Here is a 16,395-nt window from a genome sequence, read left to right as displayed (position 1 = left end):
TGTTTTGCAATGGCTAGCAGACTGGCCTTTTACTGTCGAGATATGGCGGTAGGGGCCGTTTGCGTATACTGCGCAGATGTTTTCCCCAACGGCTTTGCGTCCGCGGTACGCCAAATGGCTGATCGCTACCGGACTCTTCCTGGTGCTCAGTGGTTGTGTTGAGAAACCCAACACACTGGAGCGCGTAAAGGAGGATGGCGTGCTGCGGGTGGTTACCCGAAACAGCCCCGCCACCTACTTTGAGGATCGTAACGGTGAAACCGGCTTCGAGTACGAGCTGGTGAAGCGCTTCGCCGACGATTTGGGGGTGGAACTGAAGATAGAGACCGCCGACAACCTCGACGACCTGTTCAGCCAGATCGGCAAGCCCAACGGTCCGGTATTGGCGGCCGCGGGCCTGGTCAGCAGCGAACAGCGCAAGAAGCAGGTACGGTTTTCCCGCTCCTACCTGGAAGTCACCCCGCAGATCATCTACCGCAACGGCCAGTCACGCCCCACCGACGCCGCCGCTTTGGCCGGCAAAAAAATCATGGTGCTCAAGGGCAGCACTCACGCCGAACAACTGGCACAGCTTAAACAGCAATACCCGGGCATCGAATACGAAGAGTCCGACGCGGTTGAAGTGGTCGACCTGCTACGCATGGTGGATGAGGGCCAGATCGACCTGACCCTGGTGGACTCCAACGAAGTGGCGATGAACCAGGTGTACTTCCCCAACGTGCGCGTGGCGTTCGACCTGGGTGATGCCCGCAGCCAGAGTTGGGCGGTCGCCCCCGGTGAGGACAACAGCCTGCTCAACGAGATCAACAGCTACCTGGACAAAGTGCAGAAGAACGGCACCCTGCAGCGCCTCAAAGACCGCTATTACGGGCACGTCGATGTTCTCGGCTACATGGGCGCCACCACCTTCGCCCAACACTTGCAGCAACGGCTGCCCAAATACGAACAGCACTTCAAGACCTACGCCAAGAAAGAGAAAGTCGACTGGCGCCTGCTGGCTGCGATTGGCTATCAGGAATCGCTGTGGCAACCGGCGGTCACGTCCAAGACCGGCGTGCGTGGCCTGATGATGCTGACCCAGAACACCGCCCAGGCCATGGGCGTGTCCAACCGCCTGGATCCGAAGCAGAGCATCATGGGCGGCGCCAAGTACCTGGCCTACATGAAGGACCAACTGGACGAAAGCATCCAGGAGCCCGACCGCACCTGGTTCGCCCTCGCTGCCTATAACGTGGGCAGCGGTCACCTGGACGACGCGCGCAAACTGGCGGCCAAGGAAGGGCTGAACCCGAACAAGTGGCTGGATGTGAAGAAGATCCTGCCGCGCCTGTCGCAGAAACAGTGGTACAGCAAGACCCGCTATGGCTACGCCCGGGGCGGCGAGCCGGTGCATTTCGTGGCGAACATCCGTCGCTACTACGACATCCTGACCTGGGTGACGCAGCCGCAGCTCGAAGGCAACCAGGTGGCCGAGGGCAACCTGCACGTGCCGGGTGTCGACAAGAGCAAGCCTAACCAGGAAAGCCCGCAGCTCTGAAGCTGTACACCATCCCGATGCGGTGATGAACCATTGTGGCGAGGGAGCTTGCTCCCGCTGGGGCGCGAAGCGGCCCTAGTAACTCCCTGGCAACCCGATGTGTCTGGCAGATCCAAGGGGCTGCTGCGCAGCCCAGCGGGAGCAAGCTCCCTCGCCACAATGAATCAGGCAAGCCCTAAGTGAGCAGCCCGTCTATGGCCGCGGTCAGGACTTGGCGGCAGCCAGGATCAGCGCTTTCATTTCCGATACAGCCGACTTGAACCCGACGAACAACGCATGGGCCACCAACGCGTGGCCGATGTTCAGCTCGTTGATGCCCTTGATCGCCGCGACGGCTTCGACGTTGTGGTAGTGCAGGCCATGGCCGGCGTTGACGATCAGGCCCTTGGCCAGGCCGAAGGCGACACCGTCAGCGACTCGCTGCAGCTCATCGGCCACATCCGTGGGAGTCTCGGCATCAGCGTAACGGCCCGTGTGCAGCTCGATGGCCGGTGCGCCAACACGCTTGGAAGCCTCGATCTGCCGTTCGTCGGCATCAATGAACAGCGATACCTCGGCGCCGATCTTCGACAAGCGCTCCACTGCCAAGCTGATCCGCGCCTCCTGCCCCGCCACGTCGAGACCGCCTTCGGTGGTCAGCTCCTGGCGAGTCTCCGGCACCAGACAGATGTGCGCCGGGCGGATGAGCTCAGCGAACGCCATCATCTCTTCGGTCACGCCCATTTCGAAGTTCATGCGGGTTTGCAGCACGTCCTTGAGCAGCAGCACATCTCGCTCCTGGATGTGACGACGGTCTTCACGCAAGTGTACGGTGATGCCGTCGGCGCCCGCCTCTTCCGCGTCCAATGCGGCCTTGACCGGATCCGGGTAACGCGTACCGCGGGCCTGGCGCAGGGTGGCGACATGGTCGATGTTCACGCCGAGAAGAATGCGATTGCTGGTGCTCACGAAAAGGCTCCTGAATGGACGAATAGTCGGCCCACAGCATACGGGTTGATCAGGGCTTGCGAAACAACTCGCGACTGACCAGTGGCCGCCCGCCCAGGTGCACAGCCAGGGCCTGGCGCATCAGCCGCTTGGCTGCCGACAAGGCGCCTGGCGCACTCCAGTCGGCCTCGGCCATCGCCAGCAGCTCAGCCCCATTGAACAGCCCCGGTTGCAACAGGTAGACCTGCTCCAGGCCAGCATCCACCTGTAAGCGGTAAAGACCGTCCGCCGCGACGGGTTCGCCGTGCAGATCAGTGTTCAGAGCGAAGCCGTAGCCCAGGTCATCCAGTAGCCGCCACTCAAAGGAGCGCAGCAGCGGCTCCAGCGGCCGCCCTTCAGCCAGGGCCAGCAGCGTGGCGGCGTAGTGGTCGAAGACGGCAGGATGGGGATCTTCGGCCGGCAGCAGGCGGATCAACAGTTCATTGAGGTATAAGCCGCTGAACAGCGCCTCACCGTTGAGCCACGCCGCGACGCCATTGCTTTCCATGCGCCCGACATTTTTCAACTCGCCTCGACCACGGAACTCGACTTCCAGCGGCACGAACGGTCGCGCCAGTGTCCCGGCCTTGCCCCGCGCTCCACGCAACACCGCCCGCAGCCGCCCTTGCGGCGTGAGGAAGTCCACCAGGGCGCTGCTTTCGCGGTAGGCGCGGCTGTGGAGGACGTAGGCGGGTTGGGCGATGGGTTGGCTTGGGGACATCAGGGGCCTGAATATCAGAAGATATCGACTATGGAAGAGAGCCTTGTGGCGAGGGAGCTTGCTCGCGCTGGGCTGCGAAGCTGCCCCTTGGATCTACCAGACACACCGAGTTGCCTGATTTTACGACTGCTTCGCAGCCGAGCGGGAGCAAGCTCCCTCGCCACAAGAGCCCGCCCACCATGATCCGGGGATTACAGGTCGCCGTAACCCAACGACCGCAACGCCCGCTCGTCATCGGACCAGCCACCCTTCACCTTGACCCACAGGTTGAGCATGATCTTGGAGTCGAACAGCAGTTCCATGTCCTTGCGCGCCTCGGTGCCGATGCGCTTGATGCGCTCGCCCTTGTCGCCAATGATGATTTTCTTCTGGCCGTCACGTTCGACGAGGATCAAGGCATGAATGTGCAGGGTCTTGCCCTGTTGCTTGAACTCCTCAATCTCCACGGTGATCTGGTACGGCAGCTCGGCGCCCATCTGGCGCATGATTTTCTCGCGCACCAGCTCCGCGGCGAGGAAACGGCTGCTGCGGTCGGTGATCTGATCTTCGGGGAAGAAGTGATCGTTTTCCGGCAGATGTTCGGCAATAACCCGCTCCAACGCGTCGAGGTTATGGCCGTGCTGGGCAGAGATCGGGATGATCTGGGCGTTCGGCAACTGTTCCTGCAACCAGGACAGGTGCGGCATCAGTTCCGCCTTGTCTTCGATGCGATCGGTCTTGTTTAGCGCCACGATCAGCGGGCCGGTGACGTACTGGACGCGCTCGAGGACCATCTGGTCTTCGTCGGTCCACTTGGTGCGGTCGACCACGAAGATCACCACGTCGACGTCTTTCAACGCCGCCGAGGCAGTCTTGTTCATGTAGCGGTTCAGGGCCTTTTCGCCGCCCTTGTGCATGCCCGGGGTGTCGACGTAGATCGCCTGCACGGCGCCTTCGGTCTTGATGCCCAGCATGTTGTGGCGGGTCGTCTGGGGCTTGCGCGAGGTGATCGCCAGCTTCTGGCCCAGGATGTGGTTCAGCAGCGTGGATTTACCCACGTTCGGCCGACCGACAATGGCGACATAGCCGCAGCGGGTGACGGTTGTATCAGTCATTGCCATTCTCCACACCCAGGGCAATCAATGCTGCGGCGGCCGCTACCTGTTCGGCAATACGACGACTCACACCCTGACCCCGGCTTTTTTCATTCAATAGGACCACTTCGCATTCGACGAAGAAGGTACGGCAATGCGGCTCACCCTGGATATCCACGACTTCGTAGCGCGGTAGCTCGCAACTGCGCGATTGCAGGAATTCCTGCAAACGGGTCTTCGGGTCCTTGTTGGTGTCCACCAGCGTCAGGCTGTCGATCTCGGACGTCAGCCAGGCCAGCACGCGTTCACGCGCCATTTCCATGCCTGAGTCCAGATAGATCGCGCCAATCAACGCTTCCAGGGCATCGGCCAGGATAGATTCGCGACGGAAACCGCCACTTTTCAGCTCGCCGGAGCCCAGGCGCAGGTAGTCGCCCAGGTCGAAACCACGGGCCAGTACGGCCAGGGTCTCACCTTTTACCAAGCGCGCGCGCAAACGCGACAATTGGCCTTCGCGGGCCAGCGGGAAACGCTCGAACAGCGCCTCACCGGCCACGAAGTTGAGGATGGCATCACCGAGGAATTCCAGGCGTTCGTTGTTGCGCCCGGCAAAACTGCGGTGAGTGAGGGCCAGGAGCATCAGGTCCTGGTCCTTGAAGGTGTAGCCGAGCTGACGCTCGAGACGGCTTAGAGAAACGCTCACGGTTTACCCACGCTGAGTTCGTGGCTGGATTCCACCGCCACGGCGGCAAGGCGCCGTTGGCTTGGGACAATTAACGCTGTGTTCAAAAATACGTCCTGACTATCGTTGGCTTCATGCCTTCGGGCAACCTTGCGCAGGCTCCAGAAAAGCATTCGGCGCTGTGTTCAACAGCGCCGTGGGTGATTACTTGATCAGGCCAACCCGCGAGAAATTCGGCAGGTGACTGAGTTTGGGTTCCGGCCAGCTCATCCAGACCGCAAAGGCCTTGCCGACGATGTTCCGGTCCGGGACCATGCCCAGCAGGTCCTTGGGAATGTTCGGATCATCCCAGTACCGGCTGTCGTTGGAGTTGTCGCGGTTGTCTCCCATCATGAAGTAGTGCCCCGCCGGCACGGTCCACGAATGGTCCGGTGTCGCGCGGTAGCGGCTCATTTCCTTGCGAATCAGGTGCTCGGCCTCGCCGAGTTTTTCCCGGTAGAGCTCGGCACTGCCCAGCGTACCCGGCTCGGAGCCGAGCAACTGTTCGGCTACAGACTCGCCATTGACGAACAGGCGTTTGTCGGCGGTGTAGCGAACCGTGTCGCCCGGCAGGCCGACGACACGCTTGATGTAGTTGACGTTCGGGTCGCTCGGGAAGCGGAACACCATGACATCGCCGCGTTGCGGATCACCGACTTCGATGACTTTCTTGTCGATCACCGGCAGGCGGATCCCGTAGGAAAACTTGTTCACCAGGATGAAATCGCCCACGTCCAGGGTCGGCTTCATCGAGCCGGAGGGAATCTGGAAGGGTTCCACCAGGAACGAGCGCAGCACCAACACGATGAACAACACCGGGAAGAACGACTTGCCGTATTCGACCAGCAGCGGTTCCTTGTTGAGCTTTTCGATCACCACACCATCAGGCTGGCTGACGCTGCCCTGATAAGAGGCGATGGCCGCCCGGCGCCGAGGCGCCAGGAACAACAGATCAAGCAACGCCAACAGGCCGCAGACAAACACGGCGATAACCAGCAACAGCGGGAAATTTAGCGACATAGGACCTAACTATCCAACCTGAGCACCGCAAGGAAGGCTTCCTGTGGAATTTCCACGTTACCGACCTGCTTCATGCGTTTTTTACCGGCCTTCTGCTTTTCCAACAGCTTGCGCTTACGGCTGACGTCGCCACCGTAGCATTTGGCCAATACGTTCTTTCTGAGCGCCTTGACGGTTGTACGCGCCACAATCTGCCCGCCAATGGCGGCCTGGATTGCCACGTCGAACATCTGCCGCGGAATCAGTTCCTTCATCTTCTCGGTCAATGCACGACCTTTGTAGTGCGCGTTGTCACGGTGCACGATCAATGCCAGGGCATCGACTTTCTCACCGTTGATCAGCACATCCAGCTTCACCAGATTAGCCGATTGGTAACGATCGAAATGATAGTCCAGCGAAGCATAGCCGCGACTGGTGGATTTGAGGCGGTCGAAGAAGTCCAGTACCACCTCGTTCATCGGCAGGTCGTAGGTCACCTGGACCTGCGTGCCGAGGAACAGCATGTCGTGTTGTACGCCACGCTTCTCGATGCACAACGTAATGACGTTGCCCAGGTGCTCCTGAGGCACAAGGATGTTGGCCCGCACGATCGGTTCGCGCATGTCTTCGATGGCCGACAGGTCCGGCAGCTTGGACGGGTTATCGACGTAGAGGGTCTCGCCGTTCTTGAGCAACAGCTCGAAAATAACCGTCGGTGCCGTGGTGATCAGGTCCAGGTCGTATTCGCGCTCCAGGCGCTCCTGGATGATTTCCATGTGCAACATGCCCAGGAATCCGCAACGGAAACCGAAGCCCAGGGCATCGGAGCTTTCCGGGGTGTATTGCAGGGACGAGTCGTTCAGGGTCAGCTTCTGCAGGGCTTCGCGGAAATCCTCGAAGTCGTCGGAGCTAACCGGGAACAGGCCGGCATAAACCTGCGGCTGGATGCGTTTGAAACCTGGCAACACATCGACATCGGGGGTGGAACTCAAGGTCAGGGTGTCGCCGACCGGCGCCCCGTGGATGTCCTTGATACCGGCGATGATGAAGCCCACTTCACCGGCCTTCAGGTCTACGGTAGCGGTGTGTTTCGGGTTGAATACACCGACGCTGTCCACCAGATGGATCTTGCCGGTGGACTTGACCAGGATCTTGTCGCCCTTCTTCACGCGGCCATGGCGCACGCGAACCAGGGACACCACGCCCAGGTAGTTGTCGAACCAGGAGTCGATGATCAACGCTTGCAGCGGATCTTCGATGTTGCCGGTCGGCGCGGGAATGGTGTGCACCAGGCGCTCGAGCACTTCGTCCACGCCCAGGCCGGTCTTGGCGCTGCAGGTGACCGCGTCGGTGGCGTCGATGCCGATGATTTTCTCGATTTCTTCCTTCACGCGGTCCGGATCGGCCTGGGGCAGGTCGATCTTGTTCAGCACCGGCATGACTTCCAGGCCCTGCTCGATGGCCGTGTAGCAGTTGGCAACCGACTGGGCTTCGACGCCCTGGCCGGCATCGACCACCAGCAGCGCACCTTCACAGGCCGCCAGCGACCGGCTGACTTCATAAGTGAAGTCGACGTGGCCTGGGGTATCGATGAAGTTCAGCTGATAGGTGATGCCGTCGCGGGCCTTGTAGTAGAGGGTAACGCTGTGGGCCTTGATGGTGATCCCGCGTTCACGCTCGAGGTCCATGGAGTCCAGGACCTGGGCTTCCATTTCACGCTCGGCCAGGCCGCCGCACATCTGGATGAAGCGATCGGCCAGCGTCGACTTGCCATGGTCAATGTGGGCGATGATGGAGAAATTGCGGATATGACTCAAATCACTCACGGATCAACACTCAAAAAGGCTGCAGGCATAGCCCGCCGAAAAATAGCCGGGAATTGTACCTGATACAGACGCCATTGTGGCGAGGGGATTTATCCCCGCTGGGTTGCGAAGCAACCCCGCGATCCATCAGCCATCGCGATGTGCCAGGCAGGGCGCAGGGGGCTGCTTCGCAGCCCAGCGGGGATAAATCCCCTCGCCACAGCAAGCTCCCTCGCCACAGAAACCTGCTCGCCACAAGAATTGGGGTCAACCCGCCCGACGCAACAGCCAAAGCCCGGCCAACGCGCAGACACCGGCCGGCACCAGCACCGCAAACAGCGGTGAGAAGCCGAACACCAGGCTCGACGGCCCCAGCAGATCCTGGGCAATGCGGAAAGTGAAGCCCACCAGTACACCGGTAAACACCCGCTGGCCAAGGGTCACCGAACGCAGCGGACCGAAAATGAAGGAAATCGCCATCAATACCAGGGCGGCGGTGACCAACGGCTGCAACACCTTGACCCAAAAAGCCAGCCAATAGCGGCCGTTATTCAAGCCCTGGTCCGCCAGATAGTGGATATACCCCCACAAGCCGGTAATCGACAGGGATTCGGGCGCCATCACCACGGTGCTGAGCAGTTGCGGGCTGATCGACACGTCCCAACGCTCCCGCGGGGCGGCGACCACCTCGGTGCGCTTGTCATGGAACAAGGTGGTAGTGACATCGATCAACTGCCAGTGGTCCTCGGCGAATTTGGCGCGCTTGGCGAAGCTCGAGGACAGCATGTGCCGCTGGTCGTCGAAGCGATAACGGGTCACCCCGTACAGAATGCCGTTGGGCTGGACCGAGTTGATATGGATGAACTCGTCGCCCTGGCGGTGCCACAGGCCGTGCTTGGCGCTTTGCGCATCGCCGCCGCCCTGGGCCAGGGAACGGTTGGCCTGGGCAGTATTTTCGGTGGCCGGGGCGATGTATTCGCCGATCAGCACACCCACCAGCATCAACACCAGCATGGGCTTCATCACCGCCCAGACGATCCGACCAATGGACACGCCGGCGGCGCGCATGATGGTCAGTTCGCTGTTGCTGGCCAGGCTGCCCAGGCCGATCAGGCAACCGATCAGCGCGGCCATCGGCAGCATGTCGTACAAACGCCGTGGCGCCGTCAGCAGCACGTAGCTCGCCACGTCCGTCAGCGTATAGGTGTCGCTGACATCGCTCATTTCATCAATGAAGGCAAACAGGGTCGCCAGGCCGAGGATGATCCCCAGCACCGCAAGGATCGCCATGAACACGCTGCTGCCGATGTAGCGATCGAGTTTAACCACGGGCCACCTCCAGCGCGCTGCGACGACTGGCCAGCTTCAGGCGTAGCGGCTCCCAATAGAGCAGCCCCAGGCCGATGGCCAGGAAGATCGAGTGCACCCACCACAGGCCCAAGGCGGGCGGGATCTTGCCTTTCTCCAACGCACTGCGAGCGGAAATCAGGATGGTCAGGTAAGCCATATACAGAAGAATCGCCGGCAGCAGCTTGAGGAAACGCCCCTGGCGCGGGTTGACCCGCGACAGCGGGACCGCCATGAGGGTCACGATGAACACCAGCAGCGGCAAGGACAGGCGCCATTGCAGCTCGGTACGGGCACGAATGTCCTTGTTGCCCAGCAGGCTGGCGGTCGGCATCGCGTCGCGATCAGTGACTTCATCGCTGACCTCGGGCTTGGGCAACAGCACGCCATAGGTGTCGTACTTGATGGCCCGGTAATCGGCCTGTCCCGGCTTGCCGTCATAGCGATAGCCGTTTTCCAGGATCAGGTAGCGGTTGCCGTCGGGGTTGATTTCCTGCCGGCCCTTCTCGGCCACCAGCACGGAAATGCCACGGTCCTTCTTGGTATCCGAAGACAGGTTCTTTTGGGTAATGAAGACGCCGGCCAGGTCGATCCGGTCGTCCGAGAGCTGTTCGGTGTAGGTCACCCGCGTACCGTCGCGCAGGGCCTGGAAACGCCCTGGCACCAGGGTGTCGAACTCGGTCATGGCGTCCTGCTGGTTGATCAGCAACTGGAACTGGTTGGCGCCTTGGGGGGCCAGGCTCAGGCTCAGCCAGGCCACCACCAACGCCACCAACGTGGCCGGGAACAGCGTCATGCGAAACAGGCGCTGTTGGCTCATACCGGTGGCCGACAGCACGGTCATTTCGCTGTCCAGGTACAAGCGCCCGTAGGCCAGCAGGATGCCGAGGAACAACCCCAGCGGCAGGATCAATTGCAAGAAGCCCGGCAGGCGGAACCCCATGATCAGGAACAGCGAGCCCGGGTCCAGGGCGCCGGAGGCCGCCTGGGCGAGGTATTTGATGAAGCGCCCGCTCATGATGATGACCAGCAGCACGGCGCTGACGGCGCTCAGGGTCAGCAGGACTTCACGGGATAGATAACGAAAGACGATCACACCAGACACTCCAGGGTTGTCAGGCTGGGTTTTGTATGAAAAGTGCCTGCGCGACGATCATGCTGCGTTGAAAACAGGCTCGGAATGCTCATTGACAGCCAGTCAACTCCGCTTCCTCGCCTGTTTTCGCCTTGCCTGATCGCCGTTCGGCGACTTTGCATAAAAACCCTTAAGGCGGCCAAACAAGCAAACGTATCGAGTCGGCCCGCCAACGCGAGCCGCCGAAAAAAGAGCCGCATTATCCTGTGATTGGAGGCGCCTGTCACTTCGCACGCTTTAAGCCGGTGCTTAAAGCCAAAAGTTAGCGCCGTCGAGGGTTGTCAGGCTCGGGCGCCGAGGTTCAAACTGCGGCCTTTGTCGCCGGCGCGACCGTGACCGTTTCACTCAGGACTTGTGGCGAGGGAGCTTGCTCCCGCTGGGCTGCGCAGCAGACCCCGCTTCTTTGCGGTTGCTGCGCAACCGAGCGGGAGCAAGCTCCCTCGCCACAAGTCAGCGCCTGGCATCTTGACCATTGACTCAGGGATCCGGACATGGAACTGGTTGTAAAAAGCGTCAGCCCAGAAACGTTGAAAACCGCCACGCTGGTGGTTGCCGTCGGTGAAAACCGCAAGCTCGGCGTGGTCGCCACCCAGCTCGATACCCTGAGCGGCGGGGCCATCAGCGCCGTGCTCAAGCGCGGCGACCTGGCCGGCAAGGTCGGCCAGAGCCTGTTACTGCACAACCTGCCCAACCTCAAGGCCGAGCGCGTGCTGCTGGTGGGCGTGGGCAAGGACGCTGAACTGGGCGATCGCCCATTCCGTAAAATCATTGCCGGCGTGCTGGGCACCCTCAAGGGCCTTGGCGGCGCTGATGCCGCCCTGGCGTTGGACGAGTTGGTGATCAAGGGCCGCGATAGCTACGGCAAGAACCGCTTGCTGGCCGAAACCCTGGTGGACGGCGAATACCGGTTCGACCAGTTCAAGAGCCAGAAAGCCGAACCCCGCACCCTGAAAAAAATCACCGTGCTGACCATCAAAGCCGCCCAGGCTGAAGTCCAGCGCGCCGTGACCCACGCCACCGCGATTGCCAACGGCATGGCGTTTACCCGCGACCTGGGCAACCTGCCACCGAACATCTGCCACCCGACGTTCCTCGGCGAACAAGCCAAGGCACTGGGCAAGGAATTCAAGGGCCTGAAGGTCGAAGTCTTCGACGAGAAGAAGATCAAGGACCTGGGCATGGGCTCGTTCTACGCCGTTGGCCAGGGCAGCGCCCAACCACCGCGCCTGATCGTCATGCAATACAACGGCGGCAAGAAATCCGAGAAGCCGTACGCACTGGTCGGCAAGGGCATCACCTTCGACACCGGCGGCATCAGCCTCAAGCCGGGCGCTGGCATGGATGAGATGAAGTACGACATGGGCGGCGCCGCGAGCGTGTTCGGCACCCTGCGCGCCGTGCTCGAACTGCAACTGCCGATCAACCTGGTGTGCATCCTCGCCTGCGCCGAGAACATGCCCAGCGGCACGGCCTCGCGTCCGGGTGACATCGTCACCACCATGAGCGGCCAGACCGTTGAAATCCTCAACACCGACGCCGAAGGCCGCCTGGTGTTGTGCGACGCCCTCACCTACTCCGAGCGCTTCAAGCCGCAAGCGGTGATCGACATCGCGACCCTGACCGGCGCCTGCATCGTCGCCCTGGGCTCCCACACCTCGGGCCTGCTGGGCAACAACGACGAGCTGATCGGCCAACTGCTCAGCGCCGGCCAACAAGCCGACGACCGCGCTTGGCAACTGCCGCTGTTCGACGAGTACCAGGAACAACTGGACAGCCCGTTCGCCGACATCGCCAACATCGGCGGCCCGAAAGCCGGGACCATCACCGCGGCGTGCTTCCTGTCGCGCTTCACCAAGAACCTGAACTGGGCGCACCTGGACATCGCCGGCACGGCGTGGACCAGCGGCGGCAAGGACAAAGGCGCCACCGGTCGTCCGGTGCCCCTGCTGACCCAGTACCTGCTGGACCGCGCCAAGGCCTGACACCAATGACCGTCGCTGGCCTCACCCTCGGGTGGGGTCATCGGCGGCTCAGGAACCGTAATGACCAAAGTCGATTTCTATATCCTGCCCAGCGCCGCCCCGTCGGCGCGGCTGGATTTCGCCTGCAAGCTCGTTGAAAAAGCCTGGCGCATGGGGCACCGCATCTACCTGCATTGCAGCGATGCCGCCCAGCGCGAGGACCTGGACGCACGCCTGTGGGCTTTCAAGGGCGAGAGCTTCGTGCCCCACGGCCCGGCCGAAAGCGAACCCGAGGGGGTGATCGTGCTGGGACTGGGGGACGACTGCGGCCAGCACCAGGACCTGCTGGTCAACCTCGACCTGAAAGTTCCGGCCTTTGCCCAGCGCTTCGCCCGTGTGGCGGAAGTGGTGGTCGAAGACCCGGCCATCCGACAAGCCGCGCGGGAGAGTTTCCGTTTCTACCGCGAACAGGGCTATCCTCTGCAAGACCACCGTTTACAGCGACTCTGAGCCCTACGATGGACACTCCAAAACCGCCACAAAAACCCGCGCACCTGCTGGATGACCTCGAGTCGATCCGCCAACTGCTCGGCGACGACAACCTGCAACCGCCACTGCTGACCGACACGGTCGTGCACGAGCCGGTGCATGACGAACAGATCCCCCTGCTGTTCGACCCGATCAACGGCCAGCCGGAACCCAAGCCTGCTGCCAAGACAGAAGCCAAAGGGCCCGACGCCCTGTTGCACCTGGACCGCGAACTGCGTGCTGCTGCGCAGTTGATCATGCAAGACGTCATCGACGACTTCGCCCCGCACATCGAGACCGAGATCAAGCGGCGGCTGGATGCACGGATGGAGCGCTTGCTCAGTCAGTACGAATAAAAGCACTCCCCCGCTTTTTGTGACGAGGGAGCTTGCTCCCGCTCGGCTGCAAAGCAGCCGTAACACTGGCGAACAGCCCCCTCTCACTCACCTTGACACTTTTGGGGGCCGCTTCGCGCCCCAGCGGGAGCAAGCTCCCTCGCCACAGGATTTGTTGCGCCTGTTAATACGCGCTCACTGCGTACTGGCTCGCCCTGCGTCCTTCGCCCCGCTATACTTCCCGGCTTTTCCTGAATAAATGCCAATAGGGTCCCGCCGCGCATGGATAAGACCTACCAGCCGCACGCCATTGAAACTTCCTGGTACAACACCTGGGAGTCCGAGAATTATTTCGCTCCGCAAGGCGCGGGCGATTCCTACACCATCATGATCCCGCCGCCTAACGTCACTGGCAGCCTGCACATGGGCCACGGTTTCAACAACGCGATCATGGACGCCCTGATCCGTTTCCGCCGCATGCAAGGTCGCAACACCTTGTGGCAGCCGGGTACCGACCACGCCGGTATCGCCACGCAGATGCTGGTGGAGCGTCGCCTCGAAGCCCAGGGCCAGAATCGCCATGACCTGGGTCGCGAAAAATTCCTGGAGAAAGTCTGGGAATGGAAAGACGAGTCCGGCGGCAACATCAGCCGCCAGATCCGTCGCCTCGGCTCGTCGGTAGACTGGAGCCGCGAGCGCTTCACCATGGACGATGGCCTCTCCGAAGCGGTGAAAGAAGCCTTTGTACGCCTGCACGAAGACGGGCTGATCTATCGCGGCAAGCGCCTGGTCAACTGGGACACCAAGTTGCACACGGCCATTTCCGACCTCGAAGTGGAAAACCACGACGAGAAAGGTTTCCTGTGGAACCTGAAGTACCCACTGGCCGACGGCGCCAAGACCGCCGAAGGCAAGGATTACCTGATCGTCGCCACCACGCGTCCGGAAACCATGTTGGGCGACTCTGCCGTGGCGGTGAACCCGAACGATGAGCGCTACCAGGCGCTGATCGGCAAGTTCGTCGAACTGCCCCTGGTTGGCCGTCGTATCCCGATCATCGGCGACGACTACTGCGACCCGGAATTCGGCACCGGCTGCGTGAAAATCACCCCGGCCCACGACTTCAACGACTACGAAGTCGGCAAGCGCCACAACCTGCCGCTGCTGAACATCTTCGACAAGAACGCCAACGTCCTACCGGCAGCCCAGGTGTTCAACCTGGACGGCACGCTGAACGAGAGCATCGACGGCCAGATCCCGGCTGAATACGCCGGCCTCGACCGTTTCGAAGCACGCAAGCAGATCGTCGCGGCGTTCGACGCCGCCGGCCTGCTGGTCAGCGTCGACGATCATGCCCTGAAAGTTCCGAAAGGCGACCGCTCCGGCACCATCATCGAGCCGTGGTTGACCGACCAGTGGTACGTGTCCACCAAGCCGCTGGCTGAACCTGCGATTGCCGCCGTGGAAGATGGCCGCATCCAGTTCGTGCCCAAGCAATACGAAAACATGTACTTCTCGTGGATGCGCGACATCCAGGATTGGTGCATCAGCCGCCAGCTGTGGTGGGGCCATCGCATCCCGGCCTGGTACGACGAGTCGGGCAAGGTCTATGTCGGCCGCGATGAAGCCGAAGTCCGCGCCAAGCACAACCTCGGTCCGGACGTCGCCCTGGCGCAGGACAACGACGTCCTCGACACCTGGTTCAGTTCGGGCCTGTGGACCTTCTCCACCCTGGGCTGGCCGCAACAGACCGAGTTCCTGAAGAAATTCCACTCCACCGACGTGCTGGTCACCGGTTTCGACATCATTTTCTTCTGGGTCGCCCGGATGATCATGCTGACCATGCACCTGGTGAAGAACGAAGACGGCACACCGCAAGTGCCGTTCAAGACGGTCTATGTCCACGGCCTGGTACGCGATGGCCAGGGCCAGAAGATGTCCAAGTCCAAGGGCAACGTCCTCGACCCGCTGGACATCATCGACGGCATCGACCTGGAAACCCTGGTGCAGAAACGCACCTCCGGCCTGATGCAGCCAAAACTGGCGAAGAAGATCGAGAAGGCCACCCGCGAAGAGTTCGCCGAGGGCATCGCCAGCTACGGCACCGACGCCCTGCGCTTCACCTTCTGTTCGCTGGCGTCCACCGGTCGCGACATCAAGTTCGACATGGGTCGCGTCGAAGGCTACCGCAACTTCTGCAACAAGATCTGGAACGCCGCGCGCTACGTACTGGATAAAGGTGAAGACTGCGGCCAGAACGGCGAAGCCTTCGAGCTGACCCTGGCTGATCGCTGGATCATCTCCCAGCTGCAACGCACCGAGGCCGAAGTGACCCGCCAGTTGGATCAGTTCCGTTTCGACCTGGCCGCACAAGCCTTGTACGAGTTCATCTGGAACCAGTACTGCGACTGGTACCTGGAGCTGTCCAAGCCAGTGCTGTGGGACGAAAACGCCCCGGTCGAGCGCCAGCGCGGCACCCGTCGCACCCTGGTGCGCGTATTGGAAGTGGCCCTGCGCCTGGCGCATCCGTTCATGCCGTTCATCACCGAGGAAATCTGGCAGCGCATCGCACCGCTGGCCGGCGCCCAAGGCAAGACGATCATGCTGCAACCTTGGCCTGTGGCCAACGAAAGCCGCATCGATCCGGCGGCCGAAGACGACATCGAATGGCTCAAGACCTTCATGCTCGGCCTGCGTAACATCCGCGCCGAAATGAACATCGGCCCGGGCAAGCCGCTAACCCTGTTCCTGAAGAATGCCAGCGCCGAAGACCTGCGCCGCCTCAACGAGAACGAGGCGCTGCTCAAGAAACTGGCGAAGCTGGAATCGGTGACCGTCCTGGCTGCCGGCGAAGAAGCGCCACTGTCGGCCACCGCCCTGGTCGGCGAGATGGAAGTGCTGGTGCCAATGGCGGGCCTGATCGACAAGGCCGCGGAACTGGCGCGCCTGGACAAAGAAATCCTGCGCCTCAAAGGCGAAGTGCAGCGGGTCGGCGGCAAGCTGTCCAACGCCGGCTTCGTCGACAAGGCGCCGGCCGAAGTCATCGAGAAAGAACGGGCCAAACTGGCCGAGGCGGAACAGGCCTTGGGCAAACTGGCCGAGCAGCACGCGCGGATCTCCAGCCTGTAACGGTGGTTCGTCGCTGAAGGAGGAGGCCCTGGTGGCCTCCTTCTTTTTGCCTGGCACTTTCTCACTCCTGCTCGCTCCCACATTTGAACTGTGCAGTCATCAAGACCAGGCCGGATGTGGGACAATGCCCGCCACTTT

Annotated in this window: 13 protein-coding genes; 5 read left to right on the top strand and 8 right to left on the bottom strand. The window is 61.6% G+C overall.

Annotated features, from left to right (window positions below; translation table 11 throughout):
- The first annotated feature begins 76 nt into the window (after positions 1 to 76).
- Positions 77 to 1,537 carry a membrane-bound lytic murein transglycosylase MltF gene (gene mltF / locus TK06_RS27095; RefSeq protein ID WP_086936728.1) on the top strand — a complete coding sequence of 487 codons (1,461 nt, stop codon included), beginning with the start codon at positions 77 to 79 and terminating at the stop codon, positions 1,535 to 1,537.
- 204 nt (positions 1,538 to 1,741) lie between these two features.
- Here the strand turns inward: mltF and pdxJ are convergent, their stop codons facing one another.
- The 8 genes from pdxJ to lptF form a co-directional block, all read right to left on the bottom strand.
- Positions 1,742 to 2,485 (bottom strand): pyridoxine 5'-phosphate synthase, encoded by a 744-nt coding sequence (pdxJ, locus tag TK06_RS27090; protein ID WP_063324536.1) that lies wholly within the window; start codon positions 2,483 to 2,485, stop codon positions 1,742 to 1,744.
- Between the two features lie 49 nt (positions 2,486 to 2,534).
- Positions 2,535 to 3,224 carry a DNA repair protein RecO gene (recO, locus tag TK06_RS27085; protein WP_063324535.1) on the bottom strand — a complete coding sequence of 230 codons (690 nt, stop codon included), beginning with the start codon at positions 3,222 to 3,224 and terminating at the stop codon, positions 2,535 to 2,537.
- A 191-nt stretch (positions 3,225 to 3,415) separates the two neighbouring features.
- Positions 3,416 to 4,318, bottom strand: coding sequence for a GTPase Era (gene era / locus TK06_RS27080; protein ID WP_063324534.1), 903 nt, complete (start codon positions 4,316 to 4,318; stop codon positions 3,416 to 3,418).
- Positions 4,311 to 5,000 (bottom strand): ribonuclease III, encoded by a 690-nt coding sequence (gene rnc, locus TK06_RS27075; protein ID WP_057448995.1) that lies wholly within the window; start codon positions 4,998 to 5,000, stop codon positions 4,311 to 4,313. Before rnc ends, era begins: the two co-directional genes overlap by 8 nt.
- Positions 5,001 to 5,183: 183 nt before the next feature.
- A complete protein-coding gene (gene lepB / locus TK06_RS27070; protein WP_063324533.1) occupies positions 5,184 to 6,038 on the bottom strand; it encodes a signal peptidase I in 855 nt (284 codons plus the stop codon).
- A 5-nt stretch (positions 6,039 to 6,043) separates the two neighbouring features.
- Positions 6,044 to 7,843 (bottom strand): translation elongation factor 4, encoded by a 1,800-nt coding sequence (gene lepA / locus TK06_RS27065; protein ID WP_063324532.1) that lies wholly within the window; start codon positions 7,841 to 7,843, stop codon positions 6,044 to 6,046.
- 246 nt (positions 7,844 to 8,089) lie between these two features.
- Positions 8,090 to 9,151, bottom strand: a complete 1,062-nt coding sequence (gene lptG / locus TK06_RS27060) for an LPS export ABC transporter permease LptG (protein ID WP_063324531.1) — start codon at positions 9,149 to 9,151, stop codon at positions 8,090 to 8,092.
- Positions 9,144 to 10,265: an LPS export ABC transporter permease LptF gene (gene lptF, locus TK06_RS27055; RefSeq protein WP_063324530.1), complete on the bottom strand. Its 1,122-nt coding sequence runs from the start codon at positions 10,263 to 10,265 to the stop codon at positions 9,144 to 9,146. The genes lptG and lptF overlap by 8 nt, the downstream gene beginning before the upstream one ends.
- 530 nt (positions 10,266 to 10,795) lie before the next feature.
- Between lptF and TK06_RS27050 the strand changes: the two genes are divergently transcribed.
- The 4 genes from TK06_RS27050 to TK06_RS27035 all read left to right on the top strand — a co-directional run bounded on the left by TK06_RS27050 (position 10,796) and on the right by TK06_RS27035 (position 16,257).
- The gene (locus TK06_RS27050; RefSeq protein ID WP_063324529.1) at positions 10,796 to 12,286 is read left to right on the top strand and encodes a leucyl aminopeptidase; all 1,491 of its coding nucleotides are present in this window, start codon (positions 10,796 to 10,798) and stop codon (positions 12,284 to 12,286) included.
- Between the two features lie 60 nt (positions 12,287 to 12,346).
- Complete coding sequence (locus tag TK06_RS27045; RefSeq protein ID WP_063324528.1) at positions 12,347 to 12,775, top strand: DNA polymerase III subunit chi; 429 nt, start codon at positions 12,347 to 12,349, stop codon at positions 12,773 to 12,775.
- 8 nt (positions 12,776 to 12,783) lie between these two features.
- Entirely contained in the window at positions 12,784 to 13,149 is a 366-nt protein-coding gene (locus TK06_RS27040; RefSeq protein ID WP_027911412.1) for a hypothetical protein, read from the top strand.
- 261 nt (positions 13,150 to 13,410) lie between these two features.
- Positions 13,411 to 16,257: a valine--tRNA ligase gene (locus TK06_RS27035; RefSeq protein ID WP_063324527.1), complete on the top strand. Its 2,847-nt coding sequence runs from the start codon at positions 13,411 to 13,413 to the stop codon at positions 16,255 to 16,257.
- Positions 16,258 to 16,395 lie beyond the last annotated feature (138 nt).

Source organism: Pseudomonas fluorescens, from assembly GCF_001623525.1.
Classification (GTDB): Bacteria; Pseudomonadota; Gammaproteobacteria; order Pseudomonadales; family Pseudomonadaceae; genus Aquipseudomonas; species Aquipseudomonas fluorescens_Q.
This window is presented reverse-complemented; position numbering and strand designations above follow the sequence as displayed.

Excerpts from the sequence above, each read along its gene's own strand:
- mltF (WP_086936728.1), top strand. The coding sequence starts at position 77 with ATGTTTTCCCCAACGGCTTTGCGTCCGCGGTACGCCAAATGGCTGATC.
- recO (WP_063324535.1), bottom strand. The coding sequence starts at position 3,224 with ATGTCCCCAAGCCAACCCATCGCCCAACCCGCCTACGTCCTCCACAGC.
- era (WP_063324534.1), bottom strand. The coding sequence starts at position 4,318 with ATGACTGATACAACCGTCACCCGCTGCGGCTATGTCGCCATTGTCGGT.
- lepB (WP_063324533.1), bottom strand. The coding sequence starts at position 6,038 with ATGTCGCTAAATTTCCCGCTGTTGCTGGTTATCGCCGTGTTTGTCTGC.
- TK06_RS27050 (WP_063324529.1), top strand. The coding sequence starts at position 10,796 with ATGGAACTGGTTGTAAAAAGCGTCAGCCCAGAAACGTTGAAAACCGCC.
- TK06_RS27045 (WP_063324528.1), top strand. The coding sequence starts at position 12,347 with ATGACCAAAGTCGATTTCTATATCCTGCCCAGCGCCGCCCCGTCGGCG.
- TK06_RS27040 (WP_027911412.1), top strand. The coding sequence starts at position 12,784 with ATGGACACTCCAAAACCGCCACAAAAACCCGCGCACCTGCTGGATGAC.
- TK06_RS27035 (WP_063324527.1), top strand. The coding sequence starts at position 13,411 with ATGGATAAGACCTACCAGCCGCACGCCATTGAAACTTCCTGGTACAAC.